A 16,797-nucleotide genomic window follows, 5' to 3' on the forward strand; every position below is an offset into this window, starting at 1 on the left:
CAGTCTTTGTCGCGCGCCAGTGGATCCGCCACCGCACCGCCAACGTCAACGAATACTCCGCGCGCTACTCGATTTTGGATCGCGAATTCTACATCCCCTCGCCTGACCAACTGGCCGCGCAGTCCAAACAGAACAACCAAGGCCGGGGCGAGGTTCTGGAAGGGGCCGAGGCCGCCCGCGTGCTTGATCTTCTGCGCGAGGACGCGATGCGCAGCTATGACCATTACGAGGACATGCTGACGCCCGACGCCGATACCGGCAAGCTGGGCCTCGCGCGTGAGTTGGCGCGGATGAACCTGCCCGCCAATATCTATACGCAATGGTATTGGAAGATCGACCTGCACAACCTGTTCCACTTCCTGCGCCTGCGCGCCGACAGCCACGCCCAATACGAGATCCGGGTTTACGCCGAGGTGATGTGCGACATCGTCAAGGATTGGGTGCCGAGCGCCTATGAAGCGTTTGAGGATTACCGTCTGGGCGGGGTGAATTTGAGTGGCAAGGCCGTTGAGGTGCTGAAACGCCGTCTGGCGGGGGAAGATGTGGCGCAGGAGAGCTCTGGGATGAGCAAGGGGGAATGGCGGGAGTTTTGTGGGGTTTGGGGGTGACTGACGAAGTCGACAATGGTTCGCCGGAACCTCCAAAAGGTAGTGGAAAGAAAGGCAAAGCAAGCCGAGCGGTTCTTAATGCTGCTGGAGGGCTGGTTCCCTTTGCTGGAGGCTTGCTGTCCGCTGCGGCAGGTGTTTGGTCTGAGAACGAGCAGGAGTCAGTAAATAAATTTCTCCAGCACTGGATTGCAATGCTTCAAGATGAGCTTCGGGAGAAAGAGCGAACAATTCTTGAAGTCATGGCCCGTGTCGACATTCATAACGTCGAGATTGAGAAACGAATACATTCTGATGAATATCAGTCTCTAGTTCGCAAAACATTCCGTGAATGGGCAGCGTCTGAAAGTGAGAGAAAACGAATTTTCGTCAGAAACATCCTTGCAAACGCTGCTACTTCCTGTCTGACAAGCGATCATGTTGTCCGAATGTTTCTTGAATGGCTCAAGCTCTACTCCGACCTTCATTTCGAGGTAATAGGTGCAATCTACAATCGGAAAGGCATCACACGCTTCGGCATCTGGCAACAAATGGGTCGCGAACAGGTTCGAGAAGATTCCGCTGATGCCGACCTGTTCAAACTAGTTATTCGTGACCTTTCGACCGGGGGGGTAATTCGGCAGGCTCGCGAAACCGATCCTCTTGGCAATTACATAAAAAAAACTACGAAGCCTCGTGGCGCACAAACGTCGACAATGAAATCCGCTTTCGACGATGAAGACGGTTATGAACTAACCGCTCTCGGTGACCAGTTTGTACACTACGCGATGAATGAGCTAAGTCTTCGTATCGAGTTTTCCGAGAACTAACCGCCGACCCTCGGGTCGGTCGCGGCCCTCCTCGCCTGAAACCAACCGTGCTACACTCCCTGAAATGACCCAACGCTTCCACGCCCCCCAATTGCGCGACTATCCCATCGCCCTGCGCGAACTTCGCCAAGGCCGCAAAACCTCACATTGGATCTGGTGGATTTTCCCGCAGCTCGCCGCGCTTGGGCGCAGTCAGCGGGCGCGCGAGTATGGGATCGCGGATCTGGCCGAGGCGCGGGACTATCTCGCTGATCCAGTCTTGCGCGCGCGGCTGGTAGAGGCCTCCGAGGCGGTACTTGCCCATGAAGGCCAAGATATTGAGGACATCATGGGGCCGGTCGATGCGCTCAAACTGCGCTCTTGCGCGACGCTGTTCGAGGCTGCCTCAAATGGAAAGGAGCCGGTGTTTCCCCGGCTCCTTGAGACATTCTATGGCGGGCAACGCTGCCCTCTGACACTGGCCGAGATCGGCCGTCAAGATTAGCCGGGCGTCATCCCCCGCAGCCGTTCAGACCTGCGGCGCAGCAGCTCGACCGTGGTCAGCAGTGCGATGGAGAAGAACACGAGGATCGTCGCCACGGCGAGGATCGCCGGGCTGATCTGCTCGCGGATGCCGTTCCACATTTGGCGCGGGATGGTCTGTTGCTCGTAGCCGCCCACGAACAGCACCACCACGACCTCATCGAACGAGGACACAAAGGCAAACAGCGCGCCCGACACCACGCCGGGCAGGATCAGCGGCATGATGATCTTGAAAAACGTCGTGCGCGGATTGGCCCCCATATTCGCCGCCGCTCGACTGAGCGAATTGTCGAACCCCACCAGCGTTGCCGTCACGGTGATGATGACAAAGGGAATGCCCAGCGTCGCATGCGCCATGATGATGCCGGGATAGGTATGGGCCAGCCCGACTTTGGAGTAGAAGAAGAACAGCCCCGTCGCGGTGATGATGATCGGCACGATCATCGGCGAGATCAGCACAGCCATGATCGCGCGGCGATAGGGCATTTCCGGGCGCGACAGGCCAAGCGCGGCCAAGGTGCCCAGCGACGTGGCCAAGATCGTTGCGAAGAACCCGATGATGAGCGAGTTTTTCGCCACCCCGATCCAGGTCGAATGCTGCCAGGCATCCATCCACCATGACCAGCCGCGCTCTAGCTGCGGTTCCTGCATGCCAAAGGTCAGCAGCAAGTCATACCAGCGCGACGAATAGCCCGCCGGATTGAAGTTGAGCATTTCCTTGGTGAAGGTGAAATAGGGCTGCGCATTGAATGACAGCGGGATGATCACCACGATCGGCGCGATCAGGAAGAAAAAGATCAGCCCGCACAACACCAGATAGGTGTAGTGCCATGCGCGTTCGAGCGGGCTTGCATAAGCGGGAAGTGCCATATCGGTGTCTCCTCAGCCCAGTTTCATGTTGTCGATGCCCACGAGCCGATCATAGAGCCAATACAAGATCACGACTCCGCCCAGCAGCAGCGAGGCAAGCGCGGCCGCCAGCGACCAGTTGAGCGATTTCTGCATGTGGAAGGCGATCATGTTCGAGATCAGCTGACCATCGGCGCCACCAACCAAGGCGGGCGTGATGTAATAACCGACCGAGAGGATGAAGACCAACAGCGAACCAGCCCCGATCCCCGGCAGGGTTTGCGGCAGGTAGATTTTGCGAAACGCCGTCCAGCTGGTAGCGCCAAGGCTGCGCGCGGCGCGCACATAGCTTGGCGGGATCGTGCGCATCACCGAATAGAGCGGCAGCACCATGAAGGGCAGCAGGATATGGGTCATCGCGATGATCGTGCCGGTCTTGTTATACATCATCTCAAGGCGCCCATCGTTGTTGATGATGCCAAGCCAGACGAGGACATCGTTCAGCACGCCCTGTTGTTGCAGCAGCACCATCCACGAGGTCGTGCGCACCAGAAGCGAGGTCCAGAAGGGCAGCAGCACGAAGATCATCAAGAGGTTCGATTTCGCAAGCGGCAAGGTGGCGAGCAGATGCGCAATCGGAAAGGCGAGGATCATGCACAGCACGGTGATGATGATCGACAGCATCGCAGTGCGGCCAAACAGCTTGCCATAAATCGCGCGGTTGGGATTAACGGGAACGATATTGTTGTCCTTGTCGCGCGTGTGATCCATCGCCGCGAGGTAGAAATCAATCGTATAGGGCGAGCTGGCCGAGCGCATCGCGCGCCACAGGTTGGCATCGCTCCAGCCCGCGTCAGCCCCCAAGATCGCCTCTTTCCACGGCGGCTCAAGCTTGTCGATCTTGCGCGCGGTCGAGGTGAACAGCGAGCGCGTGCCCGCCACATCATAGTTAATCCGCGTGCCCGCCTGCCCCTGCGTGCGATCTGCCTTCATCAGCTTGAGATCGCTGGCCAGCGCGGCATAAGCGCTTTCGTCAATCGGGGAGCCCAGCGGATGGGCCTTGAACCATTTGTCCAGCGCGGGCGCGGTCGAGGAAAACCCGTCATTATAGATCGATTGCTTGAGCATCTGACCGATCGGCACGACAAAGGTCACGAGAACAAACAACAAGAGCGGCGCAACGAGGAAAAACGCCCGCCGTTTCGCACGCACCTGACTTGCCGCCAACGCCGCCTTCAGCGACTTACCGTCTGCGGTTCTCAATTCGGTCGTGACATCTGTCATCATCTCTCCTCGGGAAGCGGGGCTGCGCGCAGCAGGCGACGAAATTCGATATTAGGAAGGGCGCGCAAATTGGCGTCGGCCCTTGGAAAACAGATCGGGCCGCGCAAGTTACCTCGCGCGGCCCGGTGTCAGATTAACCAGCAAGCCAAGCGTTGAAACGCTCGCTCAGCTCGGTGTCATGATCGGCCCAGAACTCAAAGTCATTGACCAGAGCGTTCTTCATGTTGGCTTCGGCGGTGGGCATTTCGGGGCCCATTTCGGTCTTGCCGTCCTGATACAGCCCAACCAACGGTGCCGAGGATTTACGCGCCGGACCGTAGGAGATCCATTTCGCCTGATCCGCGAGCTGCTGCGTGCTGGTTGCGAATTTCAGATATTCCTTGGCCTCTTTCATATGCGGCGCGCCCTTGGGGATCACGAAGAGATCGAAATCAAGAACCTGACCGTCCCAGACGATCTTGAAGGGCTGGTTCTCGGCCACTTGGGCGTTGAAAATCCGACCGTTATACGCAGTGGTCATGACCACTTCGCCATCCGCCAGAAGCTGCGGCGGTTGCGCGCCAGCATCCCACCAGACGATATCGTTCTTGATCGTGTCGAGCTTTTTGAACGCGCGATCCACACCTTCGGGAGTGGAGAGCACTTTGTAGACGTCCGCGGCAGGCACGCCGTCAGCCATCAGCGCCATTTCCATCGTCGCTTTGGCGGATTTGCGCAGACCGCGCTTGCCGGGGAACTTCTTGGTGTCGAAGAAATCGGCGATCGTAGTCGGGGTGCCTTTAACCTTGTCGGTGTTATAGGCCATGACCGTCGACCAGACGATATTTGCAACAGCGCAATCCGTGAGCGCGCCGTCAATGAAATCCTTTGAAGCAGGGGTTCCATCAGGCGCAGCGGCCAGATCGGTATCGGGGTCGATCGGCTCTAGCAAGCCTTCGTCGCACAGGCGCACCGCGTCGGATTTCTCGACATCGGCCACGTCGATCGAGACGTTATTAGCCTCAACCTGTGCTTTGATCGGGGTGCCGGGGTTGTCGGCGGCCTCCATATTCACATCAATGCCGGTCGCTGCAGTGAAGGGCTTGTTATAGGCTTCGACCTGGCTTTTCTCATAAGCGCCGCCCCAAGACAGGACGGTGACCGATTCAGCTTGAGCCGCAACGCTGGCAAGGCCGAACATTGCTGTACTCAAAATCAAGATCTTCTTCATGTGTAACTCCCAGTTGGTTGATTTTTTACGACTTTTTGTCGTTTGGCCGCTGGATTGCGGCAGGTCGCAGCAGCGGGTGCCGCTGCGATGTCTGTTACATCGGTTCAAGCGCGCGCGCGTCTTGCGGATGCCAACCGATTTTAAGCGTCTCACCCGGTTTCAGGCGCACCTGATCCAGCGTGTTGCGCGATTTCATCACGAACTCTTCAGAGCCTGCAACGCGCATCCGGGTGCGGAAAATGTCACCCATATAGATTACTTCAAGCACCTCGGCGCTGATCGTGTGCGAGCCTTCGGGCATCATATCTGGTTTGAATTCCACGCGTTCCGGGCGGATCGAGACAAGGGTTTTCTGCCCTGCCTCACGGATATTCACCGCCGTCGCGTCGATGATCTCACCGGTTTCAAGTCGAACGGTGCAAGTATCGCCATTCAGGCTTTCAACGATTCCCAGCAGCTTGTTATTCTCGCCGATGAACTGCGCAACAAAGCTGTTTTGCGGGCGCTCATAGAGCTCATCTGGCGGCGCAAGTTGTTGGATGCGACCGTCGTCAAACACCGCGACGCGGTCCGACATGGTCAGTGCCTCGCCCTGATCGTGGGTCACATAGACCACCGTAATCCCAAGCGAGTCGTGCAAATGCTTGATTTCGAACTGCATATGCTCGCGCAACTGCTTATCGAGCGCCCCCAGCGGTTCGTCCATCAAAACCAGTTTGGGGTCAAACACCAGTGCGCGCGCCAAGGCGATCCGCTGCTGCTGGCCGCCCGAAAGCTGGGCCGGACGGCGGTTGATGAAAGCGCCCATCTGCACCATATCCAGCGCGCGTTTGACCTTGGTCTCACGCTCGTCCTTGCCCATGCCCCGCACGTTCAGCGGGAACGCAAGGTTCTCACCTACCGTCATATGCGGGAATAGGGCGTAATTCTGAAACACCATGCCGATACCGCGTTTATGCGGCGGCACATGGTTGATATTTTCGCCATCGAGCCGGATTTCGCCATGCGTCGCCATCTCAAAGCCCGCAAGCATCATCAAACACGTGGTTTTGCCCGAGCCCGACGGCCCCAGCATCGTCACAAATTCGCCCTTGCCGATCGATAGATTGAGATCCTTTACGACGAGCGTTTCGCCGTCATAGCTCTTCTGCACACGGTCGAAGACGACGAAGCCTTCGTCGTTATCAGCGTTGGTCAAAGCGGGCTCCCCATTGGTTCTTATATTTGGTCATTTCCCGTGCATATGACTAAACCAAGGGCACTTGCAGAATTCAACTTGTTTTTCTGATTGCTGCAAATGAACCGGGCTACGCGCAAGAATTGCCTGAAAAATCATCTATTTGCACCCCATCTCGCGCAAGCCTTGACCAAAGCCTGCATGCCTGCCTGTCAATGTTGACCCAGGGTAACACGCCGCGCACGCGCGGCCCATAGTCGGCGCTGGCGCGTCGTTTCGGCAAAAAGGACGCCTGCCAATTTCGGCATCGCGCGCAGCAATGACCAGCGCGCGCGCCTCTAAAGCGCCCAATGCAAAACGGCCCCCGGCCAATAGCTTTCGACCCACGCCCCCTGCGCTTGCACAAACGCGTGGCGGGGCAACAAGATGTGGTGGTATTGGACCACGCGCACCCCGCCCCAGCCAGACGCCGCCAGATGCTTGGCCCGGCCCAGCGCCCCCGCCTCCCCGTCCGGCAGCCCCAATGCGCCCTTGCCGCCATGACAAGAGCCCCCCAAAGACAGCATCAAAAACACTCCGAAAACCCGGTTAATAGCACAAAACACTGGATGAAATTTGAGCCAATTCCGCCAAAACGGGGGACTAAATGACGAAGGCCCGGACGGGATGCGTCCGGGCCTTTCGGCAAATCTGGTGCGGTCGAGAAGACTCGAACTTCCACGGGAGTTACCCCACAGCGACCTCAACGCTGCGCGTCTACCAATTCCGCCACGACCGCACAGTCTAGGCTTGGTGAGGCGCGTCTTAGCCAAAGCCTCGCGCGATGGAAAGGGGGTATTTCGGCTTGAGCCACAGTTTTTTTCAACGCTGGACCCGTTGAGGGCTGCGGGCCGGGGCGTCTTGCCCGGCCCGCGCCCAAGATTACACGCCTATTGCGCAGCGCCCGTTGTGACCAGATCAGCGGCCATATTGGCAAAACCGGGAAGCCCTGCCCCTTTGGTCGCTGTCGGGGCTGGCTCGGTCATCGAGTGACCGTTGATCACCAGTGCTGCCTTGCGGATAAGGGCATTGCGCTCGGGTTGGCCGGGGGCAAAGACCGGCGTGGCGGTCACACTTTTTTCATACCAGCCCAGCGCCAGATCGCGGCGCTCCTGCGTACCGATACCGCGCACCAGATGGTGGCCGATCAGCTCTCCATAGCCGTCTTGACCCAGCGCGCTCAACACCAGTGCCGAGCCAATCGCCACGCCCATATCATCGGTGCGATAGCCAACCGACAGACAGATCTTGGCAGTGCCCGTCAATTGCGCGGGGCTCATACCTGAACCCGCAACAAAGGCTTTGACCTGATCAATCACCACGTCACGCGGGCTGATCCCGGCCGAGGCAACCTCAGATTTCAGCAGCGCGCCAAAATCACGGCACTGCGCCGTGACCTGATCGGGCGTGAATCCCGAGATTTTGGCCGCCATCGCCTCACCACTGTCAATCGCGTAACCGCGTGCGAGGCAGAACTGCTCCCCAAGCGCCTGATCGGCATCGCTCATTGCCGCTTCGGTCATGAACCCGCCATTGGACGAGGTCACAAGCCCGACCTTGGCGCAGTAAGAGGCCAGCGACACTGTCGGTACGGCCGCCGCAAAAGAGGGCATCGTGGGTGTGTTCGCCTCACTCAACTGTGCCGCGAAAGCTGGCCCGCCCGAGGCCATCACGGTATCGGGCAAGCCCTGCGACTGCGTGCTCAGGTTTGATCCGGGCGCGCCCGCCATCACCGGCGCTGTCTGATCCAGCTTTTGGCAGGTGGCCTGACGACAGGTGAACATGGCAGGCGTTGCGCCCACCGCCTGGAAGTCATTGCGCTCATAGCCTTGCGGGGTCGAGGCAAAGATCCGCACGGTGCAATTATCGCCATTGCACCAGAAGCCCTGCCCCAGCACCGACGTATCCAGCAGATAATCCGTGCGCCCGTCGGCGTTCATATCGGCCAATTGCACAAAGCCCGAGCGCGCGATGAGCTGCTGAGGCTGCACATTTGAGTTGCGCGCGATTTCAAACACAGCCTCCGACACTTCGGGTGGAAGCCCCCCAATCGTGCCGCCCGCATATTTCGGCGACCCCGCCCCGCCCAGCATCTGCTCGCGCGTTTCAACAAGAAGACCGCGCATTCCCTGCGGATGCGTCGAGATGGTCTGCGCCACGGCAGAGCCCCCCAGTCTGGCCTTTTGATACGCAGAGGTCAGGATCGTGCGCTCAAGCTCGCTCAGATTGCCGGTGATCGGGAAATCCATGAACGCCTGATATTGCGAGATGCCCGTGCGCGAATTGCGCCCAAGCACACCATCGGGCCGGCCCACATTCCAGCCGAAATGATTGAGCGAAGCTTGCACTTCGCGATTTTGTTCGCGCTGTGCTGAGGACATCGAAGGTGCCCTGTAAACGTTTCTCGTGACCGTGCGAGTTCGGGTGGTGCGATTGCGATTCGCCTCATTCACGATCGCGCCGCCGATGATGCCACCGATCACGCCGCCGACAATGTCAGAGCCCCCCGCCGCCACCGGTCCCACCGGACCAAAGGCGATGCCAAGCGCGAGTGCGCCGGTAATCCAAGCCTTGTGTTTCATCTTTAGACCCTCCAGTCCCATGCTTTCGGCTTTGCTTTTTGCAGCGTAAAAGCCATTTTGCAGCGCCAAGGGGGGGCTCTTGGATGTGAAGCACTCCACGGCACCGCTCACCAATCCGTGATAGTTTGCGGGGCGAATCGCTTGGATGGCAAGAAGAATTGACGTTGGGTAAGGGAATCCAGCGCCGGAAAAGGAGATGTCATGGTCGAGTGGCGCATCAGCGATACCTTGGTGCCTTACCAAGAGGCGCTTGCCTTTATGGAGGCGCGCGTGGCGCAAATTTCCGCCGGCGACGCCGATGAGATGATCTGGTTGCTTGAACACCCCCCGCTTTACACGGCGGGCACGTCGGCCAAACCCGCCGATCTTGTCGATCCGGACCGCTTTCCCGTCCATGAGGCGGGACGGGGCGGGCAATATACCTATCACGGCCCCGGTCAACGCATCGCTTATGTGATGCTGGACCTCAACAAACGTGGGCGCGATGTACGCCAATTCGTGCATCAACTCGAGACTTGGGTGATCGCGGCGCTGGCTGAATTCAACGTCACCGGTGCGATCCGTGAGGCGCGCGTGGGCGTCTGGGTCACCCGGCCCGAAAAGCCGCGAAGCGCCGATGGAGCCCTGGCCGAAGACAAAATCGCCGCGATCGGCGTCAAGCTGCGCCGCTGGGTCAGCTTTCACGGCATCTCGATCAATGTTAACCCCGATCTCAGTCATTTTGAGGGAATCGTGCCCTGCGGGATTCGCGATCATGGCGTGACCAGTCTTGTCGATTTGGGCATTCCCGCGACGATGGCCGATCTTGACGTCGCGCTGGCTGCGACATTCGCGCGCACCTTCGCGGGGAAACCCGCTCACGCGCGATAAAGTTACTGACATTGACTATATTTTGCATGTTAAGACCGCCTTCAAGACAGCGTGACTGTCTGTGAAGGCCGGACCGGGAGGGTCCGCACTGCTCACACAAAACTAAGGGAATACGCGATGAAACTTAGCTTGATTGCCTCGATCACCGCCATCGCCTTGGCTGGCCCTGCTTTCGCGCAGGACGCCGCCAAGGGCGAAAAAGAATTCAAGAAATGCAAAGCCTGCCACTCGATCGTCGCCCCTGATGGGACCGCCATCTACAAAGGCGGCAAGGTCGGCCCGAACCTTTATAACGTTGTGGGTCGCCCCGTCGCATCCGTCGAGGGCTTCAAATACAAAGACGGCATCAAGGAACTGGGCGCGACTGGCGCGGTCTGGACCGCCGAAGACATCGCAAGCTACATAACCGATCCGTCGACCTATCTCGAAGAGAAAACCGGCGATCCCAAAGCCAAATCGGGCATGACCTGGAAGCAAAAGAAAGATCAGGCCGATATCGCCGCCTATCTTGCCTCCCCCGAGGTTTCGCCGGGCAACGCCAGCTAAGCAGCGCTCGCGCACTCAGAAGACGAAAAGGCGGGGCTTCGGACCCGCCTTTTTTCGTTGCAGCCCCCGTGATCGACGCTGCGACATGCAAATATTCAAGTTTCTGCAAAAATCTTCACGGAGCTGCGACAATTTTTCACGGTTGCGTGTGTTGAAATCTTGCTCCGGGCGCAAAACCCCCATAACGTCACCCTAATCAGGCCCATGGGAGGGAGACCCCGGCCTGCAGGGAGATATGGGAGTATACTATGGCCGACGCAGCCGTCCACGGCGAAGGTGCACATGGAAGCCGCGGGTTCTTTACCCGTTGGTTCATGTCCACCAACCACAAGGATATCGGGATCCTCTACCTGTTCACCGCAGGGTTTGTTGGCCTGATTTCAGTTCTTTTCACAGTTTATATGCGCCTCGAGCTGATGGAGCCCGGCGTGCAATACATGTGCCAAGAGGGCGCAAGATTTATCGCCAACGCGGCCGAGGAATGCACCCCCGACGGGCATCTTTGGAACGTGATGATCACCTATCACGGCGTTCTGATGATGTTCTTCGTGGTGATTCCGGCGCTGTTCGGGGGCTTTGGCAACTACTTTATGCCGCTCCAGATTGGCGCGCCGGATATGGCCTTCCCGCGGATGAACAACCTCAGCTATTGGCTGTATGTCGCAGGCACCTCGTTGGGGATCGCGTCGCTGCTGGCACCCGGTGGCGGTGGTGGCATGGGTTCGGGCGTGGGCTGGGTGCTCTACCCGCCGCTTTCAACCAATGAATCCGGCTATTCGATGGATCTAGCGATCTTTGCCGTACACGTTTCGGGCGCCAGCTCGATCCTTGGCGCGATCAACATGATCACCACGTTCCTGAATATGCGCACACCGGGCATGACGCTGCACAAAGTGCCGCTGTTTGCCTGGTCGATCTTTGTGACCTCATGGCTGATCCTGCTGTCCCTGCCGGTTCTGGCGGGCGCGATCACCATGCTGCTGATGGATCGCAACTTCGGCACCACCTTCTTTGACCCTGCAGGCGGTGGCGATCCAATCCTCTATCAGCACATCCTGTGGTTCTTCGGTCACCCCGAGGTCTACATCATCATCCTGCCGGGCTTTGGCATCATTTCCCACGTCATCGCGACCTTCTCGCGCAAGCCGGTCTTTGGCTATCTGCCGATGGTCTATGCGATGGTCGCGATCGGGGTGCTGGGCTTTGTCGTCTGGGCGCACCACATGTACACGGTGGGCCTATCGCTGACGCAGCAAAGCTACTTCATGGTGGCGACGATGGTGATCGCGGTGCCCACGGGCGTGAAAGTGTTCAGCTGGATCGCGACGATGTGGGGCGGTTCGATCCAGTTCAAGACGCCGATGCTTTGGGCGCTTGGTTTCTTGTTCCTGTTCACCATCGGCGGCGTGACCGGTGTGGTTCTCAGCCAAGCTCCGCTGGATCGCGTCTATCACGACACCTACTACGTCGTGGCGCATTTCCACTATGTGATGTCGCTTGGCGCAGTGTTCGCGATCTTTGCCGGGATCTATTTCTGGATCGGCAAGATGTCGGGGCGGCAGTACCCGGAATGGGCGGGCCAGCTGCATTTCTGGGCGATGTTTATCGGCTCGAACCTGATCTTCTTCCCGCAGCACTTCCTGGGCCGTCAGGGTATGCCGCGCCGCTACATCGACTATCCAGAGGCCTTTGCCACCTGGAACTATGTCAGCTCGATCGGGGCGTTCATCTCGTTTGCCAGCTTCATCTTCTTCATTGGCATCGTGTTCTACACCTTGTTCTTCGGCAAGCGCGTGACCGAGAACAACTACTGGAACGAATATGCCGACACGCTGGAATGGACCCTGCCCTGCCCGCCGCCCGAACATACGTTCGAGCAGCTTCCCAAGCGCGAGGACTGGGACCACGCCCATTCCCATTAGCGGCGCTCCTATCTTCCTGATCTAGAAACGGCCCCGGTGTGATCCGGGGCCGTTTTTTATTGTAGGAAGCGCGCGCAGAACGCTTTGCCGAGTTGGCGATCCGCGTTATCTTTGAGCCTGCGCGTGAACGAGTGACCTTATGCCCTATCGCTGGACACATAGCCCTGCTGCCGGGGCCTCTACGGCCCATACCGCAACCGAGTTGCACCTGTGGCCCTACCGCTCTTTGCCGCGCAAAGGCTTTGTGACCTTCATCGTCATTTTCGTAACGCTGATCAGCCTGCCGCTTTTTGCGGTGCTGGGGCGGGTGGCGCTGTGGTGGCTTTTGCCCTTCATCATGGCAACCGTGGCAGGGGTTTGGTGGGCGATCTCAGCAAGCTATCGCACCGGCGAGGTCCGCGAGGTTCTGTCGTTCAGCCCCCAAAAGCTGCATCTGACGCGCCATGATCCCGGTCGTGCGAAAGCGCGCGATTGGGAGGCGAACCCGCATTGGGTGCGTGTCGAAATGCACGCCAAGGGCGGGCCTGTGCCCGATTATCTGACCTTGTTGGGCGGTCCGCGCGAAGTCGAGATCGGTGCTTTCCTGACACCCGAAGAGCGGCGCACCCTTCATAACGAGCTGACCCGTCAGCTTGCCGAGCTTCGCGCTCCGGGCCAGTTTTAGCGCCTAGTTCTGCACGCCCACGCCCGGGCCCGAGACTGGCAGACATTGATAGGTTTTCTCGATCTTGAGCGCGGCTTGACGTGCCCACGCATCGCTTTGGCCATTGATCTTTCGGGTCGCGGTTTTGGGCGGCGCGCCCGCTGTGAGCGCCCCGATCAACGCCGTTGCGAACGTATCGCCATAGGCCCGAATCTCGGCCTCATAAGCTGTGTGGGCCTGCAAAGCGCGTGTCTTGGTGGCGCGCGGCGTGACGCTCGGCGCGCAAAGATATCCCAATTCCCCCCCAGCCACGCGGGAGGGAAACTGAAACATCTGTCTGTCGGGATAACTGCGTTTGAGGTCGTCCAAGCCCGCTGACGGCACACAGGCCCCAAGCAGTGAAACGACCCCCAACGCGCCAAGCACACGTCGATTGAGACGGTTGGGCATGGCACACTCCACTCACTCACACAGTCACATTCTAGTGCCAACATCCCCGAGCCAGCAAAGGCCCCTCAGGCGGATCGCGATCATCAGGGATGAGAGCAGGGCCAAAGAGCGCCTGAGGCGCTGCGGCCCTGCCCCTTAGACGGTAAGGCGATCCTTGACCTGCGGACCGACTTTGGAGAAATCCATCTGGCCAGTGTATTCCGCCTTCAACTCGCCCATCACGCGGCCCATATCGCGGATCGAATCTGCACCGAGCTTGGCAATGGCACCATCAATGGCCGCCGAGACCTCTTCATCACTCAGTTGGCGGGGCAGGAAATCTTCGATCACAGAGACCTCGGACAACTCCTTTTCGGCCAGTTCCAGCCGCCCGCCCTCTTCATAGGCGCGCGCGCTTTCCTGACGCTGCTTGACCATTTTCCCCATGATCGCAAGCACTTCGGGATCACCGACGGTGCCCTCACCTTCGCCTTCCGAGCGCATCGCAATCTCACGGTCCTTGATGGCCGCATTGATCAGGCGCAGCGTCGAAAGCCGCTCGCGATCCTTGTCCTTCATTGCCGTCTTTAGTGCGGCTGCGATCCGTTCTCGCATTTCCATGATCAGCGTCCCCTACGTATCAAGACGTCAGAATAGCTGCTTTGCGAAATGCGCACAACCAATGCAAATTATTGATTTTATTGAATAATACAAATCTCTTTCTGGCCCTTGACCCGCGCGCATCGCGCGCCTAAGTTCCGTCGAATTTTGCCTCGGGGAGTCGCGCCATGCCTGCAAGTCAGACCGCAACGGAAAAGCCCACTGCATTGATCGCTCTGGCAGATGGACAGCTTTTCTACGGCCACGGATTCGGGGCCCCCGGAGAGACAGTCGCTGAACTGGTGTTCAACACCGCGATGACAGGCTATCAGGAAATCATGACCGACCCATCCTATGCGGGCCAGGTCGTGACCTTCACCTTCCCCCATATCGGCAATACCGGCGTCACCCCGGAAGACGATGAAACCGCAGAACCTTTTGCTGCGGGCATGGTGGTGAAATGGGACCCGACCGCCCCCAGCAATTGGCGCGCCACCGAGACCCTCGTCGAGTGGCTGGAAAAGCGCGGCCGCATCGGCGTCGGTGGCGTTGACACCCGCCGCCTGACCCGCGCGATCCGGCAGCAAGGCGCGCCGCATGTGGCGCTGGCCTACAACCCCGATGGCGTGTTTGACATCGAGGCGCTGGTGAAAAAAGCGCGCGACTGGAGCGGGCTTGTCGGCCTTGATCTGGCCAAGGATGTGACCTGCGCGCAAAGCTATCACTGGGATCAGATGCGCTGGGCTTGGCCCGAAGGCTACAGCGCGGCGACCGATTGCGATCTCAAAGTTGTCGCGATCGATTACGGTGCGAAACGCAACATTCTGCGCTGTCTGGCTTCGGCGGGCTGCGATGTGACGGTGCTGCCTGCCTCTGCGACCGCCGAAGATGTGCTCGCGCTCAACCCCGATGGGGTGTTCCTATCCAATGGCCCCGGCGATCCGGCGGCGACGGGCGTCTATGCCGTGCCCATGATCAAGGGGGTGCTGGACGCGCAATTGCCAGTCTTTGGGATCTGCCTTGGTCACCAGATGCTGGCGTTGGCGCTGGGGGCCAAGACGATCAAGATGAATCACGGCCATCACGGTGCCAACCATCCGGTGAAAGACCTGACCACAGGCAAGGTTGAGATCACTTCGATGAACCATGGCTTTACCGTCGATAGCCAGACGCTGCCGGCAGGCGTGAGCGAAACGCATATCTCGCTGTTTGATGGCTCCAATTGCGGTATCGCGCTGCAAGATCGCCCGGTTTTCTCGGTGCAGCACCACCCCGAAGCGAGCCCCGGCCCGCAGGACAGCTACTATCTGTTCGAGCGCTTCGCCGATGCGATGCGTGCGCGCAAAGCGTCTTGAAATCGTGGCATTTTTGCGCCTTCCGGGTGTGAATGCCACGCAATGCCCTTGATCTGTTAATCCTCTGTTAACCCTCACTGCGCAAGGTGTGAGCGGGACAGTGATTAGGGGCGACTCATGGCGTGGGCCAAGTCAAGTATTCTGGAATTTCCGACAGACTTGGCGCAGGGAGCGCCGCCGCTCTCGGCGCTTCAAACGGCCACGCCCGCACAGCGCCTGCGCCGGGTATTCCCAAAATCCTCAACCGAGCGCACATCGCGCACTCCGCTGGGCCAGATCTTGCTGGAAATGGGCGAGGTGGAACCGGGAAATCTGCTCAAGGCGCTGGCGCTGCGACAGCGCGAAGATGTGCGGCTTGGGGATATCCTGCTCACCCATGGCTGGGTCGAGGAACCAGCCTTGATGGCCGCCCTCGCGCGGCAATGGCAGGTCTCGGTTGTCGATCTGATGCGCGAACATCCCGATCCCCGGCTGATTGATGCGCTGGGGGCTGAACTGTGCTTGGCGCAAGCCATGGTGCCGTGGCGTCAGATCGGTGGGCAAACCGTGATCGCCACCGCACGCCCCGAAAGTTTCGCAGCGCTGAAATCCGCCCTGCCCGCGAAATTCGCGCCCTACCGCATGATGCTCGCCCCCGAACGCGATGTGCATGACAGCCTGCTGCAGCGTCGCCAAACGGCCCTGATCCGGCGCGCCGAGGTCAAGGTCGACCCCACCGAAAGCTGCCGCACCCATAACGAGGCCCGCGCGGCGCGGATCGCGGGGGGCTTTGTGGTTCTGACGTTGCTGGGGCTGTGGTTTGCACCGCAAGCGATCTTTGGGCTTCTGTTTGGCTGGGTAATGCTGACCTTGATCGCCTCGATGGGGTTGAAATTGCTGGCGTTCACGGCCGAATTCCTTGCGCGGCGCAAGGCAGATGCTCCCCCCCTGCCCCTACATAGTCCAACCACGGGCCCGCCTCCGCGCCTGCCGATCATTTCCATGATGGTGCCGCTGTTTCGCGAGAATGACATTGCGCCACGGCTGGTGGAGCGGTTGGGGCGGCTCAACTATCCGCGCGAGTTGCTGGATGTGATCCTTGTCGCCGAGCAAAGCGATGCCATCACCCGCGAGGCTTTGGCGCATGCGCGATTGCCCCGCTGGATGCGAATCGTGACCGTTCCCGACGGCCCGATCAAGACCAAGCCGCGCGCCCTGAACTATGCGTTGAGCTTTTGCCGCGGCTCGGTGATCGGAGTCTGGGATGCCGAGGATGCGCCCGAACCCGATCAACTCCATATCGTGGCGCGCCATTTTGCGCAGGCCCCGCGTGAGGTGGCCTGCCTGCAAGGCGTCCTCGATTACTATAACCCGCG

General features: G+C 59.3%; 17 protein-coding genes and 1 tRNA gene. 9 read left to right on the forward strand and 9 right to left on the reverse strand.

What is annotated here, in order from left to right:
• From thyX to QZ571_RS16805, 3 genes are all read left to right on the forward strand, one after another.
• A partial coding sequence (thyX, locus tag QZ571_RS16795; protein ID WP_295537144.1) for an FAD-dependent thymidylate synthase occupies window positions 1-608 on the forward strand: 608 nt, incomplete at its 5' end.
• Window positions 605-1,414, forward strand: coding sequence for a hypothetical protein (locus tag QZ571_RS16800; RefSeq protein WP_295537146.1), 810 nt, complete (start codon window positions 605-607; stop codon window positions 1,412-1,414). The genes thyX and QZ571_RS16800, both read left to right, overlap by 4 nt.
• 64 nt (window positions 1,415-1,478) lie before the next feature.
• Window positions 1,479-1,898: a DUF1810 domain-containing protein gene (locus QZ571_RS16805; RefSeq protein WP_295537147.1), complete on the forward strand. Its 420-nt coding sequence runs from the start codon at window positions 1,479-1,481 to the stop codon at window positions 1,896-1,898.
• On the opposite strand, the gene QZ571_RS16810 is transcribed toward QZ571_RS16805, so the two are convergent.
• From QZ571_RS16810 to QZ571_RS16840, 7 genes are all read right to left on the reverse strand, one after another.
• The gene (locus QZ571_RS16810; RefSeq protein ID WP_295537149.1) at window positions 1,895-2,806 is read right to left on the reverse strand and encodes an ABC transporter permease; all 912 of its coding nucleotides are present in this window, start codon (window positions 2,804-2,806) and stop codon (window positions 1,895-1,897) included. The two genes, QZ571_RS16805 and QZ571_RS16810, sit on opposite strands and share 4 nt — an antisense overlap.
• A gap of 12 nt (window positions 2,807-2,818) precedes the next feature.
• A complete protein-coding gene (locus tag QZ571_RS16815) occupies window positions 2,819-4,069 on the reverse strand; it encodes an ABC transporter permease (protein ID WP_295537150.1) in 1,251 nt (416 codons plus the stop codon).
• 133 nt (window positions 4,070-4,202) lie between these two features.
• The gene (locus QZ571_RS16820; RefSeq protein ID WP_295537152.1) at window positions 4,203-5,279 is read right to left on the reverse strand and encodes an ABC transporter substrate-binding protein; all 1,077 of its coding nucleotides are present in this window, start codon (window positions 5,277-5,279) and stop codon (window positions 4,203-4,205) included.
• A 94-nt stretch (window positions 5,280-5,373) separates the two neighbouring features.
• Window positions 5,374-6,477 carry an ABC transporter ATP-binding protein gene (locus QZ571_RS16825; protein ID WP_295537154.1) on the reverse strand — a complete coding sequence of 368 codons (1,104 nt, stop codon included), beginning with the start codon at window positions 6,475-6,477 and terminating at the stop codon, window positions 5,374-5,376.
• Window positions 6,478-6,794: 317 nt separating this feature from the next.
• The gene (locus QZ571_RS16830) at window positions 6,795-7,022 is read right to left on the reverse strand and encodes a Hint domain-containing protein (protein ID WP_295537156.1); all 228 of its coding nucleotides are present in this window, start codon (window positions 7,020-7,022) and stop codon (window positions 6,795-6,797) included.
• 125 nt (window positions 7,023-7,147) lie between these two features.
• A tRNA-Leu gene (locus QZ571_RS16835) sits at window positions 7,148-7,234 on the reverse strand.
• A gap of 151 nt (window positions 7,235-7,385) precedes the next feature.
• Window positions 7,386-9,077: a peptidoglycan-binding domain-containing protein gene (locus tag QZ571_RS16840; RefSeq protein ID WP_295537158.1), complete on the reverse strand. Its 1,692-nt coding sequence runs from the start codon at window positions 9,075-9,077 to the stop codon at window positions 7,386-7,388.
• A gap of 201 nt (window positions 9,078-9,278) precedes the next feature.
• On the opposite strand from QZ571_RS16840, the gene lipB reads away from it, so the two are divergent.
• The 4 genes from lipB (at window position 9,279) to QZ571_RS16860 (ending at window position 13,079) form a co-directional block, all read left to right on the forward strand.
• Window positions 9,279-9,947, forward strand: a complete 669-nt coding sequence (gene lipB / locus QZ571_RS16845; protein WP_295537160.1) for a lipoyl(octanoyl) transferase LipB — start codon at window positions 9,279-9,281, stop codon at window positions 9,945-9,947.
• Window positions 9,948-10,064: 117 nt separating this feature from the next.
• Window positions 10,065-10,493 carry a cytochrome c family protein gene (locus QZ571_RS16850; protein WP_295537162.1) on the forward strand — a complete coding sequence of 143 codons (429 nt, stop codon included), beginning with the start codon at window positions 10,065-10,067 and terminating at the stop codon, window positions 10,491-10,493.
• 248 nt (window positions 10,494-10,741) lie between these two features.
• Window positions 10,742-12,415, forward strand: coding sequence for a cytochrome c oxidase subunit I (gene ctaD, locus QZ571_RS16855; RefSeq protein ID WP_295537163.1), 1,674 nt, complete (start codon window positions 10,742-10,744; stop codon window positions 12,413-12,415).
• A gap of 139 nt (window positions 12,416-12,554) precedes the next feature.
• A complete protein-coding gene (locus QZ571_RS16860) occupies window positions 12,555-13,079 on the forward strand; it encodes a DUF2244 domain-containing protein (RefSeq protein ID WP_295537165.1) in 525 nt (174 codons plus the stop codon).
• Between the two features lie 3 nt (window positions 13,080-13,082).
• Here the strand turns inward: QZ571_RS16860 and QZ571_RS16865 are convergent, their stop codons facing one another.
• Window positions 13,083-13,508 carry a hypothetical protein gene (locus QZ571_RS16865; protein ID WP_295537166.1) on the reverse strand — a complete coding sequence of 142 codons (426 nt, stop codon included), beginning with the start codon at window positions 13,506-13,508 and terminating at the stop codon, window positions 13,083-13,085.
• A gap of 135 nt (window positions 13,509-13,643) precedes the next feature.
• Window positions 13,644-14,108: a GatB/YqeY domain-containing protein gene (locus tag QZ571_RS16870; RefSeq protein ID WP_295537168.1), complete on the reverse strand. Its 465-nt coding sequence runs from the start codon at window positions 14,106-14,108 to the stop codon at window positions 13,644-13,646.
• Window positions 14,109-14,275: 167 nt separating this feature from the next.
• Here QZ571_RS16870 and carA point away from each other — a divergent pair, with 167 nt between their 5' ends.
• Window positions 14,276-15,442 (forward strand): glutamine-hydrolyzing carbamoyl-phosphate synthase small subunit, encoded by a 1,167-nt coding sequence (carA, locus tag QZ571_RS16875; protein WP_295537170.1) that lies wholly within the window; start codon window positions 14,276-14,278, stop codon window positions 15,440-15,442.
• 117 nt (window positions 15,443-15,559) lie between these two features.
• On the forward strand, window positions 15,560-16,797 hold a 1,238-nt coding region (locus QZ571_RS16880), incomplete at its 3' end, for a glycosyltransferase (RefSeq protein ID WP_295537172.1).

The sequence above is a fragment of the uncultured Thioclava sp. genome (genome assembly GCF_913064665.1).
Taxonomy (GTDB): Bacteria; Pseudomonadota; Alphaproteobacteria; order Rhodobacterales; family Rhodobacteraceae; genus Thioclava; species Thioclava arctica.